Source organism: Kushneria indalinina DSM 14324 (assembly GCF_003385845.1).
Taxonomy (GTDB): Bacteria; Pseudomonadota; Gammaproteobacteria; order Pseudomonadales; family Halomonadaceae; genus Kushneria; species Kushneria indalinina.
In genome coordinates, this window is record NZ_QRDJ01000007.1 from 688154 (window position 1) to 709375 (window position 21222).

Sequence of the window (21222 nt, forward strand, 5' to 3'; positions counted from 1 at the left end):
CAGATGAACAACAATGAACTCAACGAGCTGAAAAAGCGCTACGTGGCCAACGGCGCGGCAAGCCCTGATACCCACTTTGCCGACCACGCCGAAAATGCCGAGCTGTGGGACGCCGATGGCAAGCGCTTTATCGACTTTGCCGGCGGCATCGGCGTGCTCAACATCGGCCACCGCCATCCGAAGGTGGTCGAGGCGGTCAAGGCACAGCTCGACAAGGTGATGCACACCTGCCAGACCGTCATGCCCTATGAAGGCTACGTGAAGGTGGCCGAAAAACTCAGCCACATCACGCCGGTACGCGGGCACGCCAAGGTGATGCTGGCCAACTCCGGTGCCGAGGCGCTGGAAAACGCCGTCAAGGTTGCCCGTGCCGCGACCGGTCGCTCCAGCGTGATCTGCTTCACCGGCGGCTATCACGGTCGTACCTTCATGACCATGGCGATGAACGGCAAGGTCGCGCCGTATCGCACCGACTTCGGCCCCATGCCCGGACAGGTCTACCGCGCGCCCTATCCGGTCGAATCGATCGGCGTCAGCGAGGAAGAGGCGCTGCGCGGGCTGAAGATGACCTTCAAGACCGATGCCAACCCAAAGGATACCGCGGCGATCGTCATCGAGCCGGTGCTGGGCGAAGGGGGCTTTCACGCGGCCTCACCGAGCTTCATGAAGGCCCTGCGCGAGATCTGTGACGAGCACGGCATCCTGCTGATCGTTGACGAAGTGCAGTCCGGCTTTGGTCGTACCGGCAAGATGTTTGCCATCGAGCACACCGGTGTGGAGCCCGACATCATGACCATGGCCAAGAGCATGGGCGATGGCATGCCGATCTCGGCGGTGGTGGGCACCGACAGCGTGATGGACGCCTCCGGCGGCAATTCGCTGGGGGGCACCTATACCGGCAGCCCGGTCTCGTGTGCCGCCGTACTGGCCGTGCTGGATGTCTTCGAGGAGGAAAACATTCTCGAGAAAAGCCGCGCACTGGGCGACAAGCTCGGCGAACGCTTCCAGACGCTGGAGCGCTCGTTTGACTGCGTGCGCAATTCGCGTCACCTGGGCGCCATGGCGGCGTTTGATCTGGTCCGCGCCGACGGCGAGCCGGATGCCGAGCTGGCCGGCAAACTGTGCAAGACGGCGCGCGAGCGCGGCCTGATCCTGCTCTCCTGCGGGCTCTACGCCAACACGATCCGCTTTTTGATGCCGGTCACCATCAGCGATGAGGTGCTCGGTGAAGGGATGGATCTGATCGAGTCCATGCTCGGTGAGATGAGCGGTCAGTCATAAGCAGCTCGTGTGCCGGTGACCGCCGCGTCTGACACAAAAGGCCCCGCCATTGGCGGGGCCTTTTTTATGCCACGAGCAGGTCTCGATCGCGGATTACGGCTGGCGCGCGGCAATCTGCAAAAAGGTTTCGACTTCCTCAATCGTGGGGATGCCGGTGGCGGCCCCGGCGCGCTGTACGGCAAGCGCGGCGGCGGCGGTGGCGCGCTCAAGGCAGGTCGAGGCGTCACAGCCTGCCTGCACGGCGGCCATGTAATAGCCAATGAAGGTATCGCCGGCGCCGGTGGTGTCCACGGCCTGCACCGGACGGGCCGGCTGATACAGGGGCTCATTGCGCTCGCCGTCGATGCGCCAGGCCCCTTCCGAGCCGAGCGTGAGCACGATGTCGGTGTTCGGCAGGGCCTGCTGTAGCGCCTGGATCAGGGTGTTGGCGTTGCTCTCTTCCGGCAGCTCGACCAGTGCGGCCGCCTCGCCGCGATTGACGAACAACAGCGACAGTTCACTCAGCGCCAGCTCACGAATGGCGGGCGTCATCGGCGCCGGATTGAAGGCGACCTTCAGCCCCCGGCCCAGCGCCTGACGGATCACATCCTCGATATCGTTGCACTCGTTTTGCAGCAGCAACCAGCCCTCGCTGTCGGCACCGTCGATCAATGCCCTGATGCGCTCCTTGCTGAAGCTCTGATTGGTGCCGCCAAACAGCACGATGGCGTTTTCGCCGTCGTCATCGACCTGGATCACGGTGTGACCGCTCGAGCCCTCAAGCAGGGTCACATCATCGATATCGGCCCCGGCGTCTTTCAGCGTCGCAAGCGCCCACTCGTCGGCCTGGCCCAGCTGGGCCCAGTGGGCGACCCGGCCGCCGGCACGCGCCAGCGCGATGGTCTGGTTGGCACCCTTGCCCCCCAGCACGATCTGATAATCAGTGCTGGAGAGCGTCTCGCCCGGGCGCACCAGGTGCGGCACGCGGTAGACATGGTCGATGTTGATCGACCCGTAGTTGTAGACGGTGGCACTTCCGGATGCCGATAGGTTCGATGCTGACATGACGCCCTCGCTGATTGGCAATGCGGTGATAGCAATGATTTGGCGTGATCATCGAACAGATGGGGCCCATTGTCGATTCAGGGCAGACTGACGATCCAGGACAGACTGACGATTCAGGGCAGATCAAACACCAGTACTTCAGCGTCACGACCATGGGCGAGTGTGATCCGTGCTTCGTCTTCCAGCATCAGGGCATCGCCGCTTGCAAGGTTCTGGCCGTTAACCTCCAGCGCGCCGCGAATGAGATGCACGTAGCCGCGCCGGCCGGGGGCGAGCTCATGGGTCAGGGCGGTCTCGCCGTCCAGGATCGTGGCGTAAATGAAGGCATCCTGCTCGATGCGCAGCGAGTCTTCCCGACCGTCGGGGGAAATGATCAGACACAGCCGGTCGCGTTTTGAATCAGACGGGAAGTCGGCCTCGCTGTAGCGCGGGGAAAGCCCCGTCTCACGTGGGAAGAGCCAGACCTGCAGAAAGTGCACCGGCGCATGCGCGCTGTGATTGAACTCGCTGTGCTCCACGCCGGTACCGGTGGTCATCAGTTGCACACGCCCCTGGCCAATGCTGGAACCGTTGCCCAGGGTGTCGCGGTGCGCCAGCTCACCGGCGAGCACGTAGGAAAAGATCTCCATGTCGCGATGGCCGTGCTGGCCAAAGCCGCCGCCGGGGGCGACACGGTCTTCATTGATCACCCGCAGGGGGCCAAACTGGACATGGCTTGGGTCGACATAGCCGGCAAAGGAGAAGGAGTGGTAGCTCTCGAGCCAGCCGTGATCGGCGTGGCCGCGCTCACTGCCGGGGCGAAGGGTCAGCATGACAAAAACTCCAAAAAAGAGAGAATCGGAAATGCGTCACAGCATCGGCTTCGACTTCCTGCAGGGCAACTGCAGAAAATAAGCGATAACGTTCGATCCAATCGAATGGAACCGTTCTGAAGTTCGAGGCGGTCGCATTCTCCGATGCCGGGACAGGCGGGCAGTTATCCCGTGTTTCAGATCACTGCCCGACAGACGTCTTATTCCTTCGCGCTGGATTTTTTGGCGTTGCCGTCCTCCTTTTTCGTAGTTTGCGCGCGATTGTCGTCCTCCAGCAGATCGGCTACCGAATCGAGAATCTCCTTGGGACGATACGGATAACGCTCGACCTCGGACCGGTCGGCAATGCCGGTCAGGACCAGTACGGTATGAAGCCCGGCCTCGATGCCTGCCACCACGTCGGTATCCATGCGATCACCGATCATGCCGGTGCGCAGGGAGTGGGCGCCCAGCTTGTTGAGTGCCGAACGAAACATCATCGGGTTGGGCTTGCCCACGACATAGGGCTCGCGTTTGGTCGCGCTGGTGATCAGCGCCGCTACGGCACCGGTCGCCGGCAGTGGGCCTTCCTGGCTGGGGCTGGTCACATCCGGATTGGTGACGATAAAGCGGGCGCCGTCGTTGATCAGTCGAATGGCGCGGGTAATCGCCTCAAACGAGTAGGTGCGGGTCTCGCCCAGTACCACGTAGTCCGGGTCGGTGTCGGTCATGACAAAGCCGGCTTCATGCATGGCGGTGGTAATGCCGGCCTCACCGATGACAAAGGCAGAGCCCCCGGGCGATTGATCCTTCAAAAAGGCCGCGGTCGCCAGCGCCGAGGTCCACAGCTGCTCCTCGGGCACGTCGATGCCGCTGCGCGCCAGCCGGGCGCTGAGGTCGCGCGGGGTATAGATCGAATTGTTGGTCAGTACCAGAAAGGGCTTTTGCTTCTCCCGCCACTGGTTGATCAGCTCGGCCGCCCCGGGAATGGCCTTGTTCTCGTGCACCAGCACGCCATCCATGTCGGTCAGCCAGCAATCGACGTCGCGTTCTACCTTCTTGCCTGTCGTCACAATTCGTCCCCCGTTTTGGTGATGAAGTTCAGCATAGCGTTAGATAGCGCGTTGTGTCTTTTCTACCACCGGGCCTTTGGCCGGTTACCAGCGATGAGAGATGACCGAAGTCATGGTGAAGGCGTTGAAAGATCAATGCGCTCGGCCCCGCTTTTGTTTAAAAACATTGTTTTAAAAAGACTTTCATAAGGAAGATTAACGTCATTTTTAATTCAGATTTTCATTTAATTTTTTCTTCATGATTCAGGGGGCTTTTTTAAAAAATACGGCTTGAATATCGGAACCGGCGCCTGTCACTGTGGTCTTTTAATGTTGTTAAATGACAGTCAAACGATTTAATAAATCATTAATGGTTGCGAGAGGTTTTCTCGCCACGGCCGCCCTGACCCGGTGATTTGATGTCTCTGAAAACAGCGATTCGAACCAACACATTTCTCAAGACAACAGCGCAGAAAGTCGAAAAAATCGCCCGGCGTGGCGTGACCTTTCTCATTACGAAATATCTGCGAAAAAACAGGGCGGTCGAGGTTGAAAGCCTGCACGGACCATTGAAGATACTGCTGGTGCGGCCCAACTATCGCATCGGCAATGCCCTGATCATGTCGCCCATCATCGAGACGTTTCGCCAGCGCTTTCCCGACGCGCAGATCGACCTTCTCACGACAGACAATACCCGGACGCTGTTTCGCCATCAGGGCGTGGATCATGTTCTGACCCTGTCGCGCGATGCCATTGTGCGCCCGTGGCGCTTTCCGGCCATGCTCCGGCGTCTGCGTCGGGAGCAATACGACCTGGCCGTGCAGGCCGGGCCCAGCTCGCTGACCGGGCTGATCTTCGTGCGCTGTATCAAAAGCCGCTACACCATGGGCAAGGGCAAGCGCGACCAGCGCTGGTTCGATATCGAGGTCAGCGGCGACCAGCGTCACGCTTACGACATGCCGCAGATGTTTGCCCGCGCCCTGGACACGTCCTGTCGTGACCGCCCGCTGATGCTATTGAGCAGCGGTGAGCGCAGCATCGGGCGCGGTGAGCTGGAAGAGCTGGGTATCGATTTTGATGACGCCGGCCGGGCGGCGCCCTTTGTGGCGCTGTTTGTGGGCGGGCATCTCGACAAGCGCCTGCCCCTGAGCTTCTGGCAGGAGAGCATCGACGCACTGGAGTCGGCCGGCCAGCGCTATGTGGTGTTTGTCGGGCCCGAGGAGCTGCGCCACGCCCCGGCTCTCGAGCAACAGATGGCCGATAGTCGATACGGTGCGCTCTGCCGTCCCCGGCCACTGCGCATCTTTGCCGCCATGCTGCACCACGCCCGCCACCTGATCAGCCCCGACTCCGGCCCGCTGCATATCGGTGCGGCGCTGGATGTGCCGGTCATGGCGCTGGTGCAAAAGCGCAAGTCGCTGAAGTTTGCCCCGCGCGGGCCGCTGGATATCGTGCTGTGGCAGCCGGACGCCGGGCGACTGCTGGAGGCCGTGACCCGGCCCGAGCAGTTCCAGGGGCGGCGTGATATTGAGGCGGTTGTCCCTGACCCGACCCCGGAGATGGCGTTGACGTCATAACGGTTGACGCATAACGACAGCGACCGCGGCAGGCGCCTTCCGGGTGGATCATTCGGCCTGGGAGGCCGCCGCGACCCGGCGGCTTCGCGACCTGTGCAGCCCCAGCCAGCCGTTGACGAGCAGCGTGACCAGGGTGAGCAGGCCGCCGTAGAGGGTCGCCTCCGGGGGCTCTTCGCCGAGCAGCCACCAGACCCACAGCGTGCCCAGGATCGCCTCGACCAGATAAAACAGCGCCACCTCGGCGGAGGGCAGATAGCGGGTGGCGTTGTTGATCAGTGCCGTGGCCAGCGGCATCTGCACCAGCCCCATGAGGGCAAGCACGGCGTAGCTCTGGGTGTCCAGCGCCAGCGGCGTTGCCATGGGCCAGGCAAGGAGGGCCGTGATGATGCCACCGCCGGCGATCAGGGGCAGTCGATCCAGTACAGGGTAGCGCCGCAGCAGTGTCAGATTGGCGCCAACTGCCATCGCGGCCCCCAGCGCGTAGAGATCGCCCAGCAGGCCGTCGCCGGTCAGTGACCCGGCGAAGACGATGATCAGCCCCAGCATGGCCAGACCGATCGCCACCCAGGTTCTTGCCGCGACGCGTTCCTGCAGGAACAGACGGGTAAAAATGGCCGCAAACAGCGGCGCCGTACTCAGAATCACCACCACATTGGCCACACGGGTGTGCATCACCGCCATCACGAACAGCAGGGAGATGGCGGCCAGCAGTCCGGCAGAAATGAGCGAGGCGCCGCGATGGGCGTTGAGCGTCGCCAGCCGGCGGCGCTGACAGTAGAAAAGCCCCATGACAAGTGCCATGAAAGCCCCGCGCCAGAACGCGATGTTCCAGCCGTTGGTGGCCGCCAGTCGCACTAGCAGACTATCGAAGCTCAAAATGACGATGCCGAGCGTGGCCAGCGTCAGACCGCGTGAGTGAAGGGCGGCGGCATCACTTGAGGTGGCTGCCATGTCGGACTCTCCTCAACGACAGTGACCGGGCTGGCGCCCGGGCTGTCGTGTCTCTGGGGTGGGGGCGTGACCCGAACGACCCGGGCTCCCGTCATCCTGACCCGGCAGCAACCAGTGCCCTGTTCCCGTTGCGCCATTGGGGAGGGCAGGGGCGACGCTCCTGGCCCGTCGAGCATTCGGGCGCTAAACGCGGCGCAGGCTGCAGACCGTGTCGAACCAGGCCTGGTTGCCGATCAGGGGTTCGGGATTGATCGGCTGCAGGGCGTTAACGTTAATGCCGTTGCCGCGCCCGCCCAGGCGTTTGTCCCACCACAGATGATCGCGCAGGTCATCGCGCTCGGGCGCCGGCGCGTAGCCCTTGTAGCCCAGCGCGGCCTCACGCTCGCGCGGGCCCTGGCGGGCCATGGCCGCCCGTCCCGAGACGACGTACCCCAGGCTGTTGGAGATCGCGACCACGCGGGGGTGAATGCCCTCGGTAACCACCACGTGCACCTGCTGGCTGCCGACCGGCTGGCCGGTATCGCGCCAGGCCCGGTCGCCCCGGTCGCTGCTGCGCGGGCGATAGGTGGTCAGCTCGACCCGGTCGCCCGTGACAATTCCCAATCGCTTTGCGGTGCGCGGATTGATCCACATCGGGTTGTCGTGAACGATCTCGGTCAGATACTTCTGGTTGGCCGTGCGCCCCTGGGTGTGCACGTTCCATTTGAAACTGGTCAGGATGAAGCGGTCCTCCGGCAGATCCACATGGGCCGGCACCGGCAGATAGCCCGGCAGCCCGTCGTGATAAATGCCCTGATCCCGGGCCACTTTGGTGATTTCCGGACTGTGGATCTCAAAGCGCCTCGAGAGCGTCCCGAACCCGCGAACGGCGCGCGGCGTCCCGTGATCATCGATCATCAGCCCGATAACCTGCGCCCGGCCCTGAGCGTCGCGCTGATAGATCTGTCCGCTTTCGTCATCGATGTGCGCGTCGGCAATCGCCGCCTCGCTCAGGGGGCGACGATGCGCCTCGTAGTTTTTGGGCACATCATCGACGAAGGCGCCGTGGCGCTTCATCCATTCGAAGCCGTCGGCCTCCTCACCGGCAGGGATATGGCGACACTGATGGCGCACGAAGGCCTCATGATCGCCAAATTCGAAATAGCGCGCCTGATTCGGCCCCAGACGGCGGCCGATATCAAAGAGTACATCGGCGTAGCTGCGTGCCTCGCCCGGCGGGGTCACCATGGGCTGGCGCAGGGTGACAAAGTGGCGAAGCTCGGGGCTGCTGCGGGTCTCAAGTCCCCAGCGCTCCAGATAGGTGGCATCCGGCAAAATGAGGTCGGCGTAGTGGGCCATCTCGGAATAGACCACGTCCGAGCAGACGTGAAAGGGGATCAGCGACTCATCCTTGAGCACATCCACAGTGGTGGTGCGCCCCTCCGGCCAGTTCATGGGCGAGCCAAGGGTGTAGGAGAGATAGACATCCACCGTCGCACGGCCCTGGCGGATGTACTCATACACGATCTGACCGACCTTCATCTTCTGCCAGCGGTTGGCCAGCGGCCACTCCGGCGGGTCTTCCAGATCGGTTCTGACCGTGGGTTCTGGCGGTACGGGCTCGGGCTGGGGATAGCGCTCGGCGCGCAGCTTCTCTTCCATGCCGTAGCAATAGCCGCCCGGGCGGCCCACGGAGCCGACCAGCGCGTTGAGCATGACCACGGCGCGCTCGGCGTTCATGCCGTTGTAGTGCGAGCCGGTGCCGCGATTGGTAAAGGCCACCGCTGCCGGGCGCTCGCGGGCAAAGGCCAGTGCCACGCGCTCGATGTCAGCGGCGGCAAGCCCGGATTCGGCTTCGGCCCACTCGGGCGTGTAATCCCTTAAAAAGTCGGTGATTTCGTCAACCGAGAGATTGACGAAATGGGTCACGAACTCCCGGTCGAACTCGCCCTCGCGCATGATGACGTGCGCCAGGGCCAGCGCCACGGCGCCCTCGGTGCCGGGGAAGGGCGCAAACCACTCGTCGCTGCGTCCGGCGGTGTTGGACAACCGCACATCGAAGGTCACCAGCGTCGCGCCGTGATCAAAGCGGGCCTTGATGACGCGCTTGACCAGATGCAGCCCGCCCTGGTGGGCTTCGTAGAAGTTGGAACCGAAATTGAGAAAGTAGCGACAGCGCTCGGCGTCGATCGACTCCCAGTCGGTGTCGCCCAGGCTCACGTAGTTGGCGCCGCGCTTGCTCGAGGAGCACAGCGAGCGGTGGTTGAGCTGAACCGGCGAGCCGATGGCACCCAGAAAGCGTTTGATTTCGGTATTGATCCGCGAGCGCCCGGCATGGAGCACGACGCGCTCGGGGTGGCCGGCATCAATGCTTTGTTGAATGCGCCCGGCGATCTCGTCACAGGCTTCCTCCCAGCTGATGCGCTGCCACAGCCCCTCACCCCGCGCCCCTGCTCGCTTGAGCGGATACACCAGACGCTCGGGATAGTCATTGATGGTGGGCCCGCTTTGACCCTTGGCGCAGGTCATGTGGCTGCCCATGTTGGGATCCAGTGGGTTGCCGCGGATTTTGACCACCCGGTTATCAATGACAAACCCCTCGATGCCGCACACGCTCGAGCAGTTGAGACACACGCTTTTGACGCTTTTGGCCTGGCTATAATCGTTTTTCACCTTGCGGGCCGGGGAGGGCACCATCAGGGCGCCGCCGACGGCAGCCGCACCGAGGGCGCCACCCACGCCCAGATAGATGTATTCGCCTTTTTTAAGACCGGCCAGGGCGGCAATGCCCGCCTTGATAAAGGATCGTCGTTTCATGCAGGCACCGTATTGTCCACCAGAGGGAGCATCCTGAAGGGAAAGCGCATCAGCGCTCGGCCCACCGATCGATTTCGTAATCCAGCGGGTCGTGCGGCCGGCCATCGGGCAGCCGGTCCACGGCGGCCTGCGGCACCACCGTGCCGATACCGCGGTAGCGCACCTGTGGCTGTGTACCGCGCTCGACGCGCAGGCCGTTTAGTTCGCTGTCGTAGCGCTGATAAAAGCGTGACACCGGACTCTGATCGTCGTTGATGTCACCAAAGATCAGCACGTCGGCCGGACAGGCTTCCACGCAGGCCGGTGCCATCGACTGCTCAAGGCGGTGGCTGCAGAAGTCACACTTGTTGGCAATGCCCTGTACCGGGTCGATATGCAGCGCGCCGTAGGGGCAGGCGCCGATGCAGGATTCCCACTTGTCGCAGGTATCCGGGTCGATGTGCACGATGCCGTCATCGCTTCGCCTGATCGCCCCCGACGGACACGCCGTCATGCAGGGGGCATCGGCACACTGCATGCACAGGGTGGGCAGAAAGCTGCGCCGGGTGGCGGGGAAGGCGCCGTGGTCGTGATAGAGCACCCGGGTGCGAAACACGCCCAGCTCGATATCGTTTTCGACCTTGCAGGCGACCGAGCAGGCGTGACAGCCGATACAGCGCTCAAGGTCGACGGCCATCTGCCAGTGGGGGGAGGATGTGGTCATTGACGTTTACCTGTCGCAAGACTTTTAAAAAACGCGGGATGAAAATCTTACAAAGAGTCGATGCTAAAACAGTAAATCTTAATGTAAAGACCTGTATCCATGGAGGTGGCTGTTGCCGGTCCACGTGTGCTGCGACAATAAAGGATCATTACCGTCAGGAGAGTCTCATGACCGAGTCCGTATCTGCCGCGCTTTCCGATGATCTGCGTGCGCAGCTCATCGCCGTACGCGATAACGCCTATGCGCCCTACTCCAATCACCCGGTGGGGGCGCTTGTCATCAGCGAAAGCGGTACGGCCTACACCGGCTGCAATGTGGAAAGTGCCAACTACAAGGGCCTTTGTGCCGAAGCCGGTGCCATTGCCGCGCTGGTGGCTGCCGGTGAGCGCGAGATCAGAACCATCCATGTCATTGGCCCGGGCGATGGACTTTGCACCCCGTGCGGCGACTGTCGCCAGCGCATTCGCGAATTCGCCACGTCCGACACCGTGATCGTGGTGGTCAATGGTGAAGGCCGCCCGCTCAAGCGTTATGACATGGCGTCCCTGCTGCCGGATTCCTTTGGTCCGGAAAATCTCGGTAAAACCTCACGGATGGGGTGAAAACGCCACGTCCCGTTTCTTTGAGGCAGGGTCGGGAAAGGCACTGGCGGTTAAAAACACAGTGTTGTACAAGTTGCGAGAAATATGGGTCACCCTGAGGTGAATGTTCTTCAAAATGTCATACAAAATCCTGCAAAAACGCTTTCCTGGCCCGGCTTTAACGTTTACAAAAAATTATAATGTACAAGGCTTGTACATTACCCGGCGCTATGCCAGAGTGTGTCTACACGGTCAGCACGGACGCTGACCCGGGATCAACAGGGACGTTGATCAGTACGGCGAGGAACGCCACGGCAGGGATTGCCGCAGACATCGGCCAGGATGGCCAAAGGCAAGGATTGCCAACCATATCGCCCAGGACGGGCGGTAACATTACCAGGGAAGGAACCGAGTCATGACACATCACATCTCCTGCACTCGCTGTGGTCACGATCAACAGACGCCGATGGATACCTGCAACGAGTGGGACGAGATTTCCTGCTCCGAGTGTGGCGAGTTTCTGGATACGGTGGGTCACTGGAACGATCTGCATTCGCCGTCCTTTGCCATGCAGACACTGAACAAGTCCAGGACGCTGACCCTCATGATGGCCCGCGAGAGCCGCCCCATCAACGATCAGCAAATCGGCCAGCGCGTTTCTGCCTGATCGGCGGCAAGTACCGCAGACATTTCGAAATGCCGCCCCTTGAGGCGGCATTTTTATGTCCCTGTTCTGGTACTTACAGGGTCCCGATCGCCGTATTGACCAGACCCGAAACGCCCGGCCATGCGCCGGGCGTTTTGCTGAGGCCTCGGTCATTAACACCGCGGACGTGCTCTAGAAGATGACCGCCAGTATCACCATCACGAGTCCGAGCAGGCTGAGGCCCCAGACCATCGAGCGCACGTAGGGAATGCCCATGGCGTACAGGGGAACGTACGCAATACGAGCCAGGAAATAGAGCCAGGCGCCCCAGCCGGTTAACGCTCCTTCCTGATGACCCACGTGCGCTATCAGAATGGCACCGATAAACAGGGGCAGGGTTTCAAACAGGTTTTTCTGGGCGCGAAACAGCCGCGCCGTCACCACGCCCATCGGTGGGCCTTCCTTGTCGCGCGGGCCCGCATTGTAATCAATGCCGGTTTCGCGATTGCGATACATCGCAGGCAGCAGGATCTGGACGATGGCAAGCACCAGCGTCCAGCCCAACAGATACAGTTCCATGCTCATGGGCAGCTCCCGGAGTGATCAGGATGATAATCTCTTCTTCAGCGTAGCAGGCCGCTGACATTGAAGTGTTGTCATGGCGAGCAGCCTCGTGATGCTTTTATCAGATTTAAAGAATATGGTGTCCGGCCATGCCTCATGCTTACTATTCAGGGGGTGACGCCGGGAGAGGGTGAGCAGGGTCATATGGCATGAACGCTACGGGCCAGGTACTGACGGCAACGGCCTCGAACAACAATGTTTTCAAGGAGGAATCATGACCGACATTACGGAAAGGGCAGGTGGCTGCCTGTGCGGCCAGGTGCGATTTACGGTGCGTCATGGTGGTGAGGTGCATGTCTGCCACTGTTCGCTGTGCCGCAAGGCGACGGGGGGGCCCATGCTGGGCGTGATCTGTGACGGCGAGCCGGTCTTTGACGAGGCCTCGCCGGTGGGCATCTATCACTCTTCCGATCAGGGCGAGCGCGGCTTCTGCCTGCGCTGCGGCAGCCAGCTCTATTTTCGCCACACCCCTGACAACGCCTATGCGTTCACGGCCGGCACCTTTGATGACCAGTCCTGTATGGTGATGACCGAAGAGATCTACATGACGGACAAGCCCGGCTTTTATGATTTCGCCAACGAGACACGGCGCTATTCACAGGACGTGGACAGCGACCCGGTGCCACGCCAGGGGTAGTCACAGCCGTCGAATCGGCGTGCCCGCAAGCCAGGCCTCGATGTTCTCGATCGCCTGACCAAACCAGGTGCGATAGTTGGTATCACTGACGTAACCCAGATGCGGGGTGGCCAGCACATTGGGCAGTCGGCGCAGGGGATGATCGAGGGGCAGCGGCTCCTGCTCGAAGACATCCAGCCCCGCGCCGGCGATTTGACCTGCCTCGAGCGCCTCGACCAGCGCGTTCTGGTCGACAATCGCGGCGCGCGAGGTATTGATCAAAAGTGACGCGGGCGACATCCACGCCAGCGCCTGTCGATCGATCAGATGACGAGTGCGCGCGCTCAGCACCAGATGGATCGAGACGATATCGCTTTCGCTCAGCAGCGCCCGTTTCGACTCGGCAAGCGTCACGCCGGCCTCGGCGCAGCGCGTCGGCGTCAGGTGTTCACTCCAGGCCAACACCTCCATATCGAAGGCCTTCGCGATGCGCGCGATGCGCGTGCCGATCTTTCCGAGTCCCACAATCCCCAGCGTGCGCCCGGCCAGCGTCATGCCCACTGTGCTCTGCCATGGACCATTGGTGGTGAGATGGTGATGTTCCGTCGTCACATGGCGCGCCAGCCCCAGCATCAGCGCCCAGGCAAGTTCTGTGGGCGGTGCCGGATGGCTGTCGGTGCCGCACACCGTAATGCCCTGCTCGCGGGCGGTTTCGATATCGATGGCCGCATTGCGCATTCCCGAGGTGATCAGCAGTTTCAGCTGCGTCAGGCGCGACAGGAGGGAGGCCGGGAAGGGCGTACGCTCACGCATGATGACGATGACATCAAAGGAGTGCAGCCGCTCGACCAGGGCGTCTTCGTCGTCAAGGTGATCGTGAAAGGGCGTGATCGCGACACGCCCTTCAAGGCGCGACCAGTCGGCCATGGCGAGGGCCGCATGCTGATAGTCATCAAGGATAGCGCAACGCATTTCGTGACCCTCCCGGGCTGATGGCCTGGCGATTGCCTACTGACGCGCGCGGCGCATCGGCATGTTATCGACGGTATCGAAGAGCTGGCGCGGGTCGACAAAGCCCTCCTGCTGGACCTTCTTGCCACCATCCTTGCCGATGAGCACCGTGGTCAGCGGCCCGTGGGCGTTCAGGTCCAGTGAGGAGAGCAGGGCGCCGGTTTCGGCGGCCGTCAGGGGCTGGCCCTCTTTCATGCCGTCGCCGTTTTCGACGGTGTAGAGCACCATCTCCCGGTCGTTGAAGGCGCCACGCTGCGTCTCGATAATGCCGCGCATGCGCTCATAGTCGCTGTTGTCGGTACTCGGTGTCACCATGACCAGCGGGCGGGACTGCCACTTGTCGGCCAGCAGCGGGTTGGCGGCCGGGTTGCTCTCGCCGGCCTGTGCGCCGCCGTCTGTCAATCCGGCGGCCAAAAGCGCCGGTATGAGCCAGTGTTTCATGATCTGCTCCCTGGTCAGACTGTCTTTCATGCTTTCCCAGCATAGCCTTTGACATGATGATCATCACCACACCCTGCTTAATACCGAGAGGTTTCTCATGCAGCTGCGCTTTCTGGGCACCTCGGCCGGCATGCCGACCCGAACCCGCCATGTCAGCGCACTGGCGCTCACGTTTGAGGGGCAGCGACGCTGGATACTCATCGACTGTGGTGAAGGCACCCAGTATCAATTGATGCACACGCCCCTGAGCGTGGCGCGCCTCGACGCCGTATTGATTACCCATATCCACGGTGATCACTGCTACGGCCTGCCGGGGCTTTTGGCCAGCGCGTCGATGGCCGGGCGTCGGGCTGCGATGACCATCGTGGGGCCACCGGCGGTGCGCGACTATCTCGAGGCGGTGAAGGCCGCCACCGGACTGCAGCTCGGTTTTGAGCTGATTCACGTTGATGCGGCCACGCTGGTAAATGAGCCATTGACGCTGACTGATCTTGCCGTGCGCGCCACACGGCTCTCCCACGGCGTTGAGTGTTACGCCTACGCCTTTGATGAGCGCCATGTCGAGGCCTCGCTGGACACCGCTCGGCTGGCGGCCGAAGGCGTGCCACCGGGTCTGATCTGGGGGCAGCTTCAGCGTGGCGAGACGGTGATCGATGATCAGGGGCGATACCTCTGCGGCGCCGACTATCGCCTGTCCCCACGCACCCCGCGGCGACTGGTGGTGGCCGGCGACAACGATACGCCCGCTCTTCTGACAGACATCTGTCAGGGGGCGGACGCGCTGGTCCATGAGGCGACCTATACCGAGGCGGTGGTCAAGCGGCTGGGCACGGACAATGGCCACAGCAGCGCCGCGCGCATTGCGGCCTTTGCCGAAAGGGCGGGGCCTGGCGCGCTGATCCTGACGCATTTCAGCCCGCGCTACGCCAGCCGCCCCGGCGGGGCGCATCACATCGACGAGATCGAACACGAGGCGCGCGCCCACTTTACCGGCACGCTGATGCTGGCCGAGGATCTGGCTGTTTATGAGCTGTCGCGCGATCACACGCTGCAGCGATGTGAATGACGCCGCGCCCGGCTACAATGGGCACTCACGCGTTTTCTAATGACGCTCTTTCATGACCCCAGGGAGCCCTGATGACCCGCCGCCGTCTGATCATTGCCATTACCGGTGCGACCGGCTTTGTGTACGGCGCTCGCGCCCTGGAACTGCTCAGGCCGCTGGATATCGAGACCCATCTGGTGGTCTCCAAGTCTGCCGAGCTGACCCGGCGCTACGAGACCGGCATCAGCCGCGAGCAACTGTTCGAGATGGCCGATGAGGTTCACCCGGTCGGCGATATCGGCGCTTCACTGGCCTCCGGCTCCTTTCGCACGCTGGGTATGCTGGTGGCGCCCTGCTCGGTGAAGACCATGTCGGAAATCGCCGCCGGCACCACCACCAATCTGGTCTCGCGCGCCGCCGATGTGGTGCTCAAGGAGCGCCGTCGACTGGTGCTGATGCTGCGGGAAACGCCGCTGCATCTGGGGCATCTGCGCACCATGACCACCCTGACCGAGATGGGCGCCATCCTGTTTCCGCCGGTGCCGGCCTTCTATGCCCGGCCGGCCACGCTCGAGGAGATGGTCGATCACAGCGTGGCGCGCGCCCTTGATCTGTTCGATATCGAGATCGACGGCATGCCGCGCTGGGGAGAAAACCTCCATCCGCCGGGTAAAGCCCCGGCGTAACGGTCTATGCTGGAAGCATGCCGCCTCGCCAGACAGGCCGGGCCCGTGACCCCATCTGCAGGGAGTTGCCCATGACATCGTTTCTTCCATCCGGTCTGCTGGCAGGCGCTGTACTATTGCTGGCGGGCTGTGCCGGCAGTGGCGGTCACGCTCAAACGCCTGATCGCAGCGGCACCCGGGCGTTGCCGGTCGCCGGTGATCTGGCCAGCATTCGCTACGATGTCGGCCCCTGTCACGGTGACTGCCCGGTCTATTCCATCGAGGTACTTCCCGACGGCACCACCACCTTCATCGGTCGGCAGCACACGCAGGTTTACGGCCGGCAGGCGCGCCAGAACGGCGAGCAAGCGTTCACCCAGCTGCGCCGCACGCTCGCGCCCTGGCAACCGGTCATGAATCAGCAGCGCGAATCCACCGGCTGTGGCCCGCGTATCACGGACATGTCGCACTACACCGTCACCTGGACCGGACGCGACGGACGCCAGGCACGACTTCTGCACGATGGTGGCTGTCGCTCGGCCAGTGCGCTGTCGCTGACGCGCCTGTTCGATGAAGAAATTCCGGACGCGCTGGGGGTGGCGAGCTGGGTCGGCACGCCCTCGATGGCACCGCTGTCCGGCCGGCCACGTCATCACTGATGCAAGACTGATGCGAAAGAAGTCCGACCTGCCGACCAAAACCTGTCCGGTGTGCAGCCGACCCTTTACGTGGCGCAAGAAATGGGCGCGCAACTGGGACTCGGTAACCTACTGCTCCGAGCGCTGTCGGCGCTCGAAGACATGAGACGGTGATCAAGGTCATGACACTGTTATCAATGCGTCATCGTGATGACATCCAGGCTCGCCATGCTGCGCCTAACAGCTGCCATTCACGGTCACGGAGTAATGCTCATGCTGGGTCTGACGTCACAGGAAATGGAAAGACTGGTACAGCGCGATATTCATCCGGTCTGCGTTGACGGCAGCGACTGCCTGGTCAGGATGCATGGCCGGGTCCTTCGCTGTACCCCGCACGATCTGCACCGGCTGGCGGCGCCCACTCTGCGAGAGCGCATGCGCGGCCAGATCAATCGGCTCTCAAGGGCCTGATCATCCCCCGATCCTTCCTCGATCAAAACCGGCGCCGGTACGTATCTGGCGCGGTTTCCTGCCTCAAGAAGCCGCTGGATTAAAAAGCGCAAATTCCTAGCTAACAATATGAACATACGTTATAGAAGTTTAAAGTAGCGGCCGATATGCCTGTCATAGCATTAGTTGTTCCTTAACAATTTGCTGTCAGTCAGCGCTCGCGACTTCTGGTATTTCCTCCCATGCGAACCAAAGGTTATCTCCTGCGCCAGGGGCTTACGCTCTTTGCTGCGACACTTGTGACCCTCTTTCTGATTGCTCTGGTCTGGGTATTCTGGCTGGAAGCCCATGTCTTTCGGTTCATGAACTGGGGCACGCCTCCGGATCTTGATAACGCCTCGCGCTGGCGCTTTATTCTGACCTGTACCGCTTTCGCTGCCATTGCCATGGTGATACCGGGTCTTTTATCCCTGCGACTGACCTGGCGCCTGCGTCATCGCTACCGACAGCTGTTGGCCGCCCGGGCGCGCAGCAATCATCTGGCCCAGCAGGATGCCCTGACCGGCCTGATGAACCGCCCCTGGTTCATGGCCCGGCTGCATGCCCGGCTGGACCCACAGCTGGAGCAGACCGCACTGCTGGTTATCGATATCAATGCCTTTCAGGCCATTAACGACGCCTACGGCAACACGGCCGGGGACTACGCCCTGCGCCGTATTGCCGGGCGGCTGAACAGTGTCCGGGCCGTGGGTGACCCGTTACTGGGGCGCCCGGGGGGGGACGAGTTCGTGGTCGCCCTGACCGGCGCGCTGAGTCCACGGGACCTTCTCGATCAGGCACAGGCGCTGCTTCGCCAGGTGCAGCAGCCACTGGTCTGCGGCAGTGGGCGCGTGACGCTGGAAGCCACGATCGGCATTGCCATTGCGCCACTGCATGCCACCTCGGCGGATCGGCTGCTCGCCGCGGCCTACGGCGCCATGCATGACGCCAGAAACAGGGGCGAGCGGATATTGATTCAGGAAAGCTGCCTGTCACAGGCGCAGCAGGAGGATGCCGGGCGCGCGCAGCGCCTGCGCCAGGCGCTGGATCATGGCGAGATCGTGCCCTTTTATCAGCCGGTGGTGTCCCTTTCGAACCGAGAGACGGTGGGCGTCGAGATTCTGGCCCGCTGGCAGCATCCCGAGCGCGGTCTGGTCCCGCCCGATGAGTTCATCCCGCTGATCGAATCGCTGGGCCTGATGCCGGAAATGACCCGCTGTCTTCTGGACACTGCGATGCGTGATAGCCGCCAATGGCCCGGCGCGTGCTTTCTCGCGGTCAATATCACGGCCTCCTATCTGGAAGATGAAAGCTTTACGGCGCAGATGGCCGCACTGCTTGAAGCGCATGCGTTTCCGGCCGAGCGTCTTGAAGTCGAGATTACCGAAAACGTGCTGATCGAGCGCCTGGACGTCGTCCAGCAGAACCTGAGTCGTCTGCACGAGATGGGCGTGCACGTGTCGCTGGATGACTTCGGGACCGGCTATTCGGGGCTTTACCACCTCGCCCGACTGGATATCGACAAGCTCAAGATCGACCGCTCCTTTTTCGATGCCGAAGAGATCCGCCAGGATAATCTGGTCCGTTTGATGATCGCCATGGGTCGCTCGCTGGGCATGGCGGTCGTGGCCGAGGGCATCGAAGAGGAGCGGCTGGCCGCGCGTCTGGCGCAGCAGGGTTGCCATTTCGGGCAGGGCTATCTCTTCGGCCGACCAATGCCGGCGTCGGCGCTGCATGACAGCCTTGTCAGTTCGACCAGTGCCCCTCTGGCCGCCTCGAATCTGCCAGGCTGAAGGCATTCCCCATTCAGGAGATGCCCATGACTGCCCCGAAAAGTGACCGCCCCGGTCTTCGCGACATGCGCCGTCTGGTGGATCCGCCCGCCACGGCGCTGGCCGAGCCGCCCACGGCCCGGGCCGCCACGGTGGACGAGCTGGCCGAGCGCGACGGTTATGACGCCAACTTTCTGGCCGACATGGCGGTGGCATTGCCCGTGCCGACAAACGCGCTGGCCGAGGACGTCACGCCGGTGCCCGGGCGCGAGGATGGCCGGCTCGATTACACCCACTTTTCGCTGGTGATGTCGCGCAGCCGCAAGCTCGCCCTGTTCACCGCCGTCAATATCGACGGCAGTGCGCTGGTCAGCATCAGCCGCGGCAGTGATCACTGGCGGTATGACCCGCGCATCGATCGCGACCTGCAGGCCGGCCCCGACCTCTACAGCCGCAACCCGCTGGACCGCGGCCATCTGGTGCGTCGCACCGCGCCCAACTGGGGCGAGAACGCTCAGCAGGCCAATGACGACACCTTTTATTTCACCAACGCCACGCCGCAGCTGGCGGGGTTCAACCAGCAGACCTGGCTGGGCCTTGAAGACTACCTGCTGGACAACGCCCGCGCCGACCGTCAGCGCATCACGGTCTTCTCCGGGCCCATTTTTGATCCGGATGATCGCGTCTACCGCGGCATTCAGATCCCCGAGGCTTACTGGAAGGTGGTGGCCTTCATGGGGGATGACGGTCGGCCCTCGGCAACGGCCTACATGATCGAACAGGGTGACGGGCTGGATCAGCTCGGCTTCATGTTCGGCCAGTACCGCACCTACCAGCGCAGCATCGCGCGTATCGAGGCGCTGACCGGGCTGGATTTTGGTGATCTGAGCGAGTTTGACGGCTTCACCAACGAGGAGCGCGACACCGGCGTGCGCATCGAGACCGAGATACGCGGGCCGGAAGATATTCGGGTATAACGGATGCCGGACCAGCACTCGGATAAACCCTGATGGCACGTACCTCTCACCACATGCAGTTCTGGCGTCACCCGGATCTGCCGTGGCTGGAAGCGCGTCTGACCCGTGACGCCCGGGCGGTGCGCTACGCCCGCCATAGTCATGACACCCTGTCGCTGGGGGTTGTGTTGGAAGGGCAGAGCCACTACGAGTCCTGTCATGACAGGCGCGAGCATGTCATGCCGGTATCAAAAGGCAGCGTGGTGGCGATGAATCCGGGCGAGGTGCACGCCTGTAATCCGCGTGATGACACCCCTTGGTCCTATCTGATGCTCTATATCGACCCGCAGTGGCTGGCAACGCGCCAGCGTGGCGGTCAGGGGGGCTTTCAACCGCTGGCCCGGCGCGTCAGTCGCGACCCGACCCTCTACCAGGCGCTCTCGGCCCTGGCCATTCGACTGTTTGACTCGGACGGCTCGCAGGCGCCCGGAGAGATCGAGCCCGTAATCGGGCGGGCCCTCGATGTGCTGGGAACGGTGCCACCCATCGAGATTAATGAGAGTGCGGCCACGGCGCGGGCCGCGGCGTTCATTCGCGAGCACTGTCTCTCGCCGGTGAGTCTCGAGCAGGTGGCCCGCGTCGCCGGGTGTTCGCGGTTCACCCTGATCCGTGGCTTTCGGCGCGATTACGGCATTACGCCTCACGCCTTTCTGATCGACTGTCGCATCCGCTGCGGCCAGCGCGCGCTCAAACGCGGCGAGAATATCGCCGAGACCGCGCTGGTCTGCCGCTTTGCCGATCAGGCGCATTTTCAGCGTACCTTCAAGCGTGTCACAGCGGCCACGCCCGAGCAGTACCGCCGCTCGACATCAGCCCCATGGCCAGCGCACTGGCCACCAGCAGTGCCGCCATCGCTCGATTGAGCCGACGCAGGTGCCGTGGTTGGGTCAATCGTGCGCCCAGCCAGTGCCCCATGGCCGCCCAGGCACTGATGCTGGCATAGCAGAGAATGAAAAAAATGGCGGTCAGCGCCACCATCTGAACGCCATCCCGGGTATAGGCACTGACGGCTGCGGCGGAGGCCACCCACGCCTTGGGATTGAGCCACTGCATCAGCGCGCCCTGATAAAACGAGGGCGCCGCAACGGGCGTGGCGTTTACCTCCTTTCCCGAAGCCCTGACCAGCATCGCGGCCATATAGAGCAGAAAGGCCACGCCTGCCCAGCGCAGGAGCTCACCGGCCAGGGGCACGTGCAGAAACAGGGACTGAAGCCCCACCCCGACCAGCACCAGCAGCAGAGTGAAGCCGACGCTGGCACCCGTGATATGACGCAGACTTCGTCTAAAGCCGTGATTGAGCCCGGTACTCAGCGCCACGATGTTGACCGGGCCGGGGGTAAGCGAGGCGGCCAGCGCAAAGGCGGCCATGGAGAAAAGCAGGGCAGGGGACAAGGCTGAGCCTCCGGCGTAAATGGTGCCTGAAGCCTGCCGGGCGTCGGAGGCGATGTATTGAACAATATTGCCTGCTGTTCGCCGCTGATGG

Annotated in this window: 23 protein-coding genes; 13 read left to right on the plus strand and 10 right to left on the minus strand. The window is 62.6% G+C overall.

All coding sequences use genetic code 11. The features are described 5' to 3' along the window. Positions 1-3 precede the first annotated feature (3 nt). Positions 4-1281, plus strand: a complete 1278-nt coding sequence (gene gabT / locus C8D72_RS09840; protein WP_115854226.1) for a 4-aminobutyrate--2-oxoglutarate transaminase — start codon at positions 4-6, stop codon at positions 1279-1281. Positions 1282-1374: 93 nt separating this feature from the next. Here gabT and C8D72_RS09845 read toward each other — a convergent pair whose 3' ends face one another. From C8D72_RS09845 to C8D72_RS09855, 3 genes are all read right to left on the minus strand, one after another. Further along, positions 1375-2325 carry a ribokinase gene (locus C8D72_RS09845; protein WP_115854227.1) on the minus strand — a complete coding sequence of 317 codons (951 nt, stop codon included), beginning with the start codon at positions 2323-2325 and terminating at the stop codon, positions 1375-1377. 113 nt (positions 2326-2438) lie between these two features. Then, positions 2439-3137 (minus strand): pirin family protein, encoded by a 699-nt coding sequence (locus tag C8D72_RS09850; protein WP_115854228.1) that lies wholly within the window; start codon positions 3135-3137, stop codon positions 2439-2441. A gap of 200 nt (positions 3138-3337) precedes the next feature. Further along, positions 3338-4189 (minus strand): HAD-IIA family hydrolase, encoded by an 852-nt coding sequence (locus C8D72_RS09855; protein ID WP_245955215.1) that lies wholly within the window; start codon positions 4187-4189, stop codon positions 3338-3340. Between the two features lie 398 nt (positions 4190-4587). On the opposite strand from C8D72_RS09855, the gene C8D72_RS09860 reads away from it, so the two are divergent. Then, positions 4588-5745, plus strand: a complete 1158-nt coding sequence (locus C8D72_RS09860; protein WP_115854230.1) for a glycosyltransferase family 9 protein — start codon at positions 4588-4590, stop codon at positions 5743-5745. Positions 5746-5793: 48 nt separating this feature from the next. Here C8D72_RS09860 and C8D72_RS09865 read toward each other — a convergent pair whose 3' ends face one another. The 3 genes from C8D72_RS09865 to C8D72_RS09875 all read right to left on the minus strand — a co-directional run bounded on the left by C8D72_RS09865 (position 5794) and on the right by C8D72_RS09875 (position 10195). Next, the gene (locus C8D72_RS09865; protein ID WP_115854231.1) at positions 5794-6696 is read right to left on the minus strand and encodes a DMT family transporter; all 903 of its coding nucleotides are present in this window, start codon (positions 6694-6696) and stop codon (positions 5794-5796) included. A gap of 183 nt (positions 6697-6879) precedes the next feature. Then, positions 6880-9492 (minus strand): molybdopterin-containing oxidoreductase family protein, encoded by a 2613-nt coding sequence (locus tag C8D72_RS09870; protein ID WP_170140562.1) that lies wholly within the window; start codon positions 9490-9492, stop codon positions 6880-6882. Positions 9493-9541: 49 nt separating this feature from the next. Continuing rightward, on the minus strand, positions 9542-10195 hold the full coding sequence (locus tag C8D72_RS09875; RefSeq protein ID WP_115854233.1) for a 4Fe-4S dicluster domain-containing protein: 654 nt from the start codon (positions 10193-10195) through the stop codon (positions 9542-9544). 167 nt (positions 10196-10362) lie between these two features. Between C8D72_RS09875 and cdd the strand changes: the two genes are divergently transcribed. Both cdd and C8D72_RS09885 read left to right on the plus strand, forming a co-directional pair. Beyond that, positions 10363-10797: a cytidine deaminase gene (gene cdd, locus C8D72_RS09880; RefSeq protein ID WP_115854234.1), complete on the plus strand. Its 435-nt coding sequence runs from the start codon at positions 10363-10365 to the stop codon at positions 10795-10797. 394 nt (positions 10798-11191) lie between these two features. After that, positions 11192-11443, plus strand: coding sequence for a hypothetical protein (locus C8D72_RS09885; protein WP_115854235.1), 252 nt, complete (start codon positions 11192-11194; stop codon positions 11441-11443). A gap of 171 nt (positions 11444-11614) precedes the next feature. Here C8D72_RS09885 and C8D72_RS09890 read toward each other — a convergent pair whose 3' ends face one another. Further along, on the minus strand, positions 11615-12007 hold the full coding sequence (locus C8D72_RS09890; RefSeq protein WP_115854236.1) for an MAPEG family protein: 393 nt from the start codon (positions 12005-12007) through the stop codon (positions 11615-11617). Between the two features lie 253 nt (positions 12008-12260). Here C8D72_RS09890 and C8D72_RS09895 point away from each other — a divergent pair, with 253 nt between their 5' ends. Next, the gene (locus C8D72_RS09895; RefSeq protein WP_115854237.1) at positions 12261-12683 is read left to right on the plus strand and encodes a GFA family protein; all 423 of its coding nucleotides are present in this window, start codon (positions 12261-12263) and stop codon (positions 12681-12683) included. Here the strand turns inward: C8D72_RS09895 and C8D72_RS09900 are convergent, their stop codons facing one another. Both C8D72_RS09900 and C8D72_RS09905 read right to left on the minus strand, forming a co-directional pair. Next, positions 12684-13634 (minus strand): D-2-hydroxyacid dehydrogenase family protein, encoded by a 951-nt coding sequence (locus C8D72_RS09900; RefSeq protein WP_115854238.1) that lies wholly within the window; start codon positions 13632-13634, stop codon positions 12684-12686. It abuts the gene before it with no gap. A gap of 36 nt (positions 13635-13670) precedes the next feature. Next, positions 13671-14114 (minus strand): DUF4174 domain-containing protein, encoded by a 444-nt coding sequence (locus C8D72_RS09905; RefSeq protein WP_115854489.1) that lies wholly within the window; start codon positions 14112-14114, stop codon positions 13671-13673. A gap of 97 nt (positions 14115-14211) precedes the next feature. Here C8D72_RS09905 and C8D72_RS09910 point away from each other — a divergent pair, with 97 nt between their 5' ends. The 8 genes from C8D72_RS09910 (at position 14212) to C8D72_RS09945 (ending at position 20602) form a co-directional block, all read left to right on the plus strand. Continuing rightward, positions 14212-15180, plus strand: a complete 969-nt coding sequence (locus C8D72_RS09910; RefSeq protein ID WP_115854239.1) for a ribonuclease Z — start codon at positions 14212-14214, stop codon at positions 15178-15180. Positions 15181-15251: 71 nt separating this feature from the next. Beyond that, positions 15252-15845 carry a UbiX family flavin prenyltransferase gene (locus C8D72_RS09915; protein ID WP_115854240.1) on the plus strand — a complete coding sequence of 198 codons (594 nt, stop codon included), beginning with the start codon at positions 15252-15254 and terminating at the stop codon, positions 15843-15845. Between the two features lie 71 nt (positions 15846-15916). Then, positions 15917-16483, plus strand: a complete 567-nt coding sequence (locus tag C8D72_RS09920) for a DUF6438 domain-containing protein (RefSeq protein ID WP_147301527.1) — start codon at positions 15917-15919, stop codon at positions 16481-16483. Between the two features lie 10 nt (positions 16484-16493). Then, positions 16494-16628: a DUF2256 domain-containing protein gene (locus C8D72_RS09925; protein WP_115854242.1), complete on the plus strand. Its 135-nt coding sequence runs from the start codon at positions 16494-16496 to the stop codon at positions 16626-16628. A 107-nt stretch (positions 16629-16735) separates the two neighbouring features. Continuing rightward, positions 16736-16933: a hypothetical protein gene (locus C8D72_RS09930; protein WP_115854243.1), complete on the plus strand. Its 198-nt coding sequence runs from the start codon at positions 16736-16738 to the stop codon at positions 16931-16933. Between the two features lie 221 nt (positions 16934-17154). Then, positions 17155-18744 (plus strand): putative bifunctional diguanylate cyclase/phosphodiesterase, encoded by a 1590-nt coding sequence (locus tag C8D72_RS09935; RefSeq protein WP_115854244.1) that lies wholly within the window; start codon positions 17155-17157, stop codon positions 18742-18744. Between the two features lie 26 nt (positions 18745-18770). Further along, positions 18771-19700 carry a DNA/RNA non-specific endonuclease gene (locus C8D72_RS09940; RefSeq protein WP_211308826.1) on the plus strand — a complete coding sequence of 310 codons (930 nt, stop codon included), beginning with the start codon at positions 18771-18773 and terminating at the stop codon, positions 19698-19700. Between the two features lie 32 nt (positions 19701-19732). Next, positions 19733-20602 carry an AraC family transcriptional regulator gene (locus tag C8D72_RS09945; RefSeq protein ID WP_115854246.1) on the plus strand — a complete coding sequence of 290 codons (870 nt, stop codon included), beginning with the start codon at positions 19733-19735 and terminating at the stop codon, positions 20600-20602. Here the strand turns inward: C8D72_RS09945 and C8D72_RS09950 are convergent. Continuing rightward, positions 20511-21131 (minus strand): LysE family translocator, encoded by a 621-nt coding sequence (locus C8D72_RS09950; protein ID WP_245955216.1) that lies wholly within the window; start codon positions 21129-21131, stop codon positions 20511-20513. The genes C8D72_RS09945 and C8D72_RS09950 overlap by 92 nt on opposite strands. Positions 21132-21222: the final 91 nt, after the last annotated feature.

Coding starts and splice junctions, on each gene's coding strand:
- gabT (WP_115854226.1), top strand. CDS start 4: ATGAACAACAATGAACTCAACGAGCTGAAAAAGCGCTACGTGGCCAAC.
- C8D72_RS09845 (WP_115854227.1), bottom strand. CDS start 2,325: ATGTCAGCATCGAACCTATCGGCATCCGGAAGTGCCACCGTCTACAAC.
- C8D72_RS09850 (WP_115854228.1), bottom strand. CDS start 3,137: ATGCTGACCCTTCGCCCCGGCAGTGAGCGCGGCCACGCCGATCACGGC.
- C8D72_RS09860 (WP_115854230.1), top strand. CDS start 4,588: ATGTCTCTGAAAACAGCGATTCGAACCAACACATTTCTCAAGACAACA.
- C8D72_RS09865 (WP_115854231.1), bottom strand. CDS start 6,696: ATGGCAGCCACCTCAAGTGATGCCGCCGCCCTTCACTCACGCGGTCTG.
- C8D72_RS09870 (WP_170140562.1), bottom strand. CDS start 9,492: ATGAAACGACGATCCTTTATCAAGGCGGGCATTGCCGCCCTGGCCGGT.
- C8D72_RS09875 (WP_115854233.1), bottom strand. CDS start 10,195: ATGACCACATCCTCCCCCCACTGGCAGATGGCCGTCGACCTTGAGCGC.
- cdd (WP_115854234.1), top strand. CDS start 10,363: ATGACCGAGTCCGTATCTGCCGCGCTTTCCGATGATCTGCGTGCGCAG.
- C8D72_RS09885 (WP_115854235.1), top strand. CDS start 11,192: ATGACACATCACATCTCCTGCACTCGCTGTGGTCACGATCAACAGACG.
- C8D72_RS09890 (WP_115854236.1), bottom strand. CDS start 12,007: ATGAGCATGGAACTGTATCTGTTGGGCTGGACGCTGGTGCTTGCCATC.
- C8D72_RS09895 (WP_115854237.1), top strand. CDS start 12,261: ATGACCGACATTACGGAAAGGGCAGGTGGCTGCCTGTGCGGCCAGGTG.
- C8D72_RS09900 (WP_115854238.1), bottom strand. CDS start 13,634: ATGCGTTGCGCTATCCTTGATGACTATCAGCATGCGGCCCTCGCCATG.
- C8D72_RS09905 (WP_115854489.1), bottom strand. CDS start 14,114: ATGAAACACTGGCTCATACCGGCGCTTTTGGCCGCCGGATTGACAGAC.
- C8D72_RS09910 (WP_115854239.1), top strand. CDS start 14,212: ATGCAGCTGCGCTTTCTGGGCACCTCGGCCGGCATGCCGACCCGAACC.
- C8D72_RS09915 (WP_115854240.1), top strand. CDS start 15,252: ATGACCCGCCGCCGTCTGATCATTGCCATTACCGGTGCGACCGGCTTT.
- C8D72_RS09920 (WP_147301527.1), top strand. CDS start 15,917: ATGACATCGTTTCTTCCATCCGGTCTGCTGGCAGGCGCTGTACTATTG.
- C8D72_RS09925 (WP_115854242.1), top strand. CDS start 16,494: ATGCGAAAGAAGTCCGACCTGCCGACCAAAACCTGTCCGGTGTGCAGC.
- C8D72_RS09930 (WP_115854243.1), top strand. CDS start 16,736: ATGCTGGGTCTGACGTCACAGGAAATGGAAAGACTGGTACAGCGCGAT.
- C8D72_RS09935 (WP_115854244.1), top strand. CDS start 17,155: ATGCGAACCAAAGGTTATCTCCTGCGCCAGGGGCTTACGCTCTTTGCT.
- C8D72_RS09940 (WP_211308826.1), top strand. CDS start 18,771: ATGACTGCCCCGAAAAGTGACCGCCCCGGTCTTCGCGACATGCGCCGT.
- C8D72_RS09945 (WP_115854246.1), top strand. CDS start 19,733: ATGGCACGTACCTCTCACCACATGCAGTTCTGGCGTCACCCGGATCTG.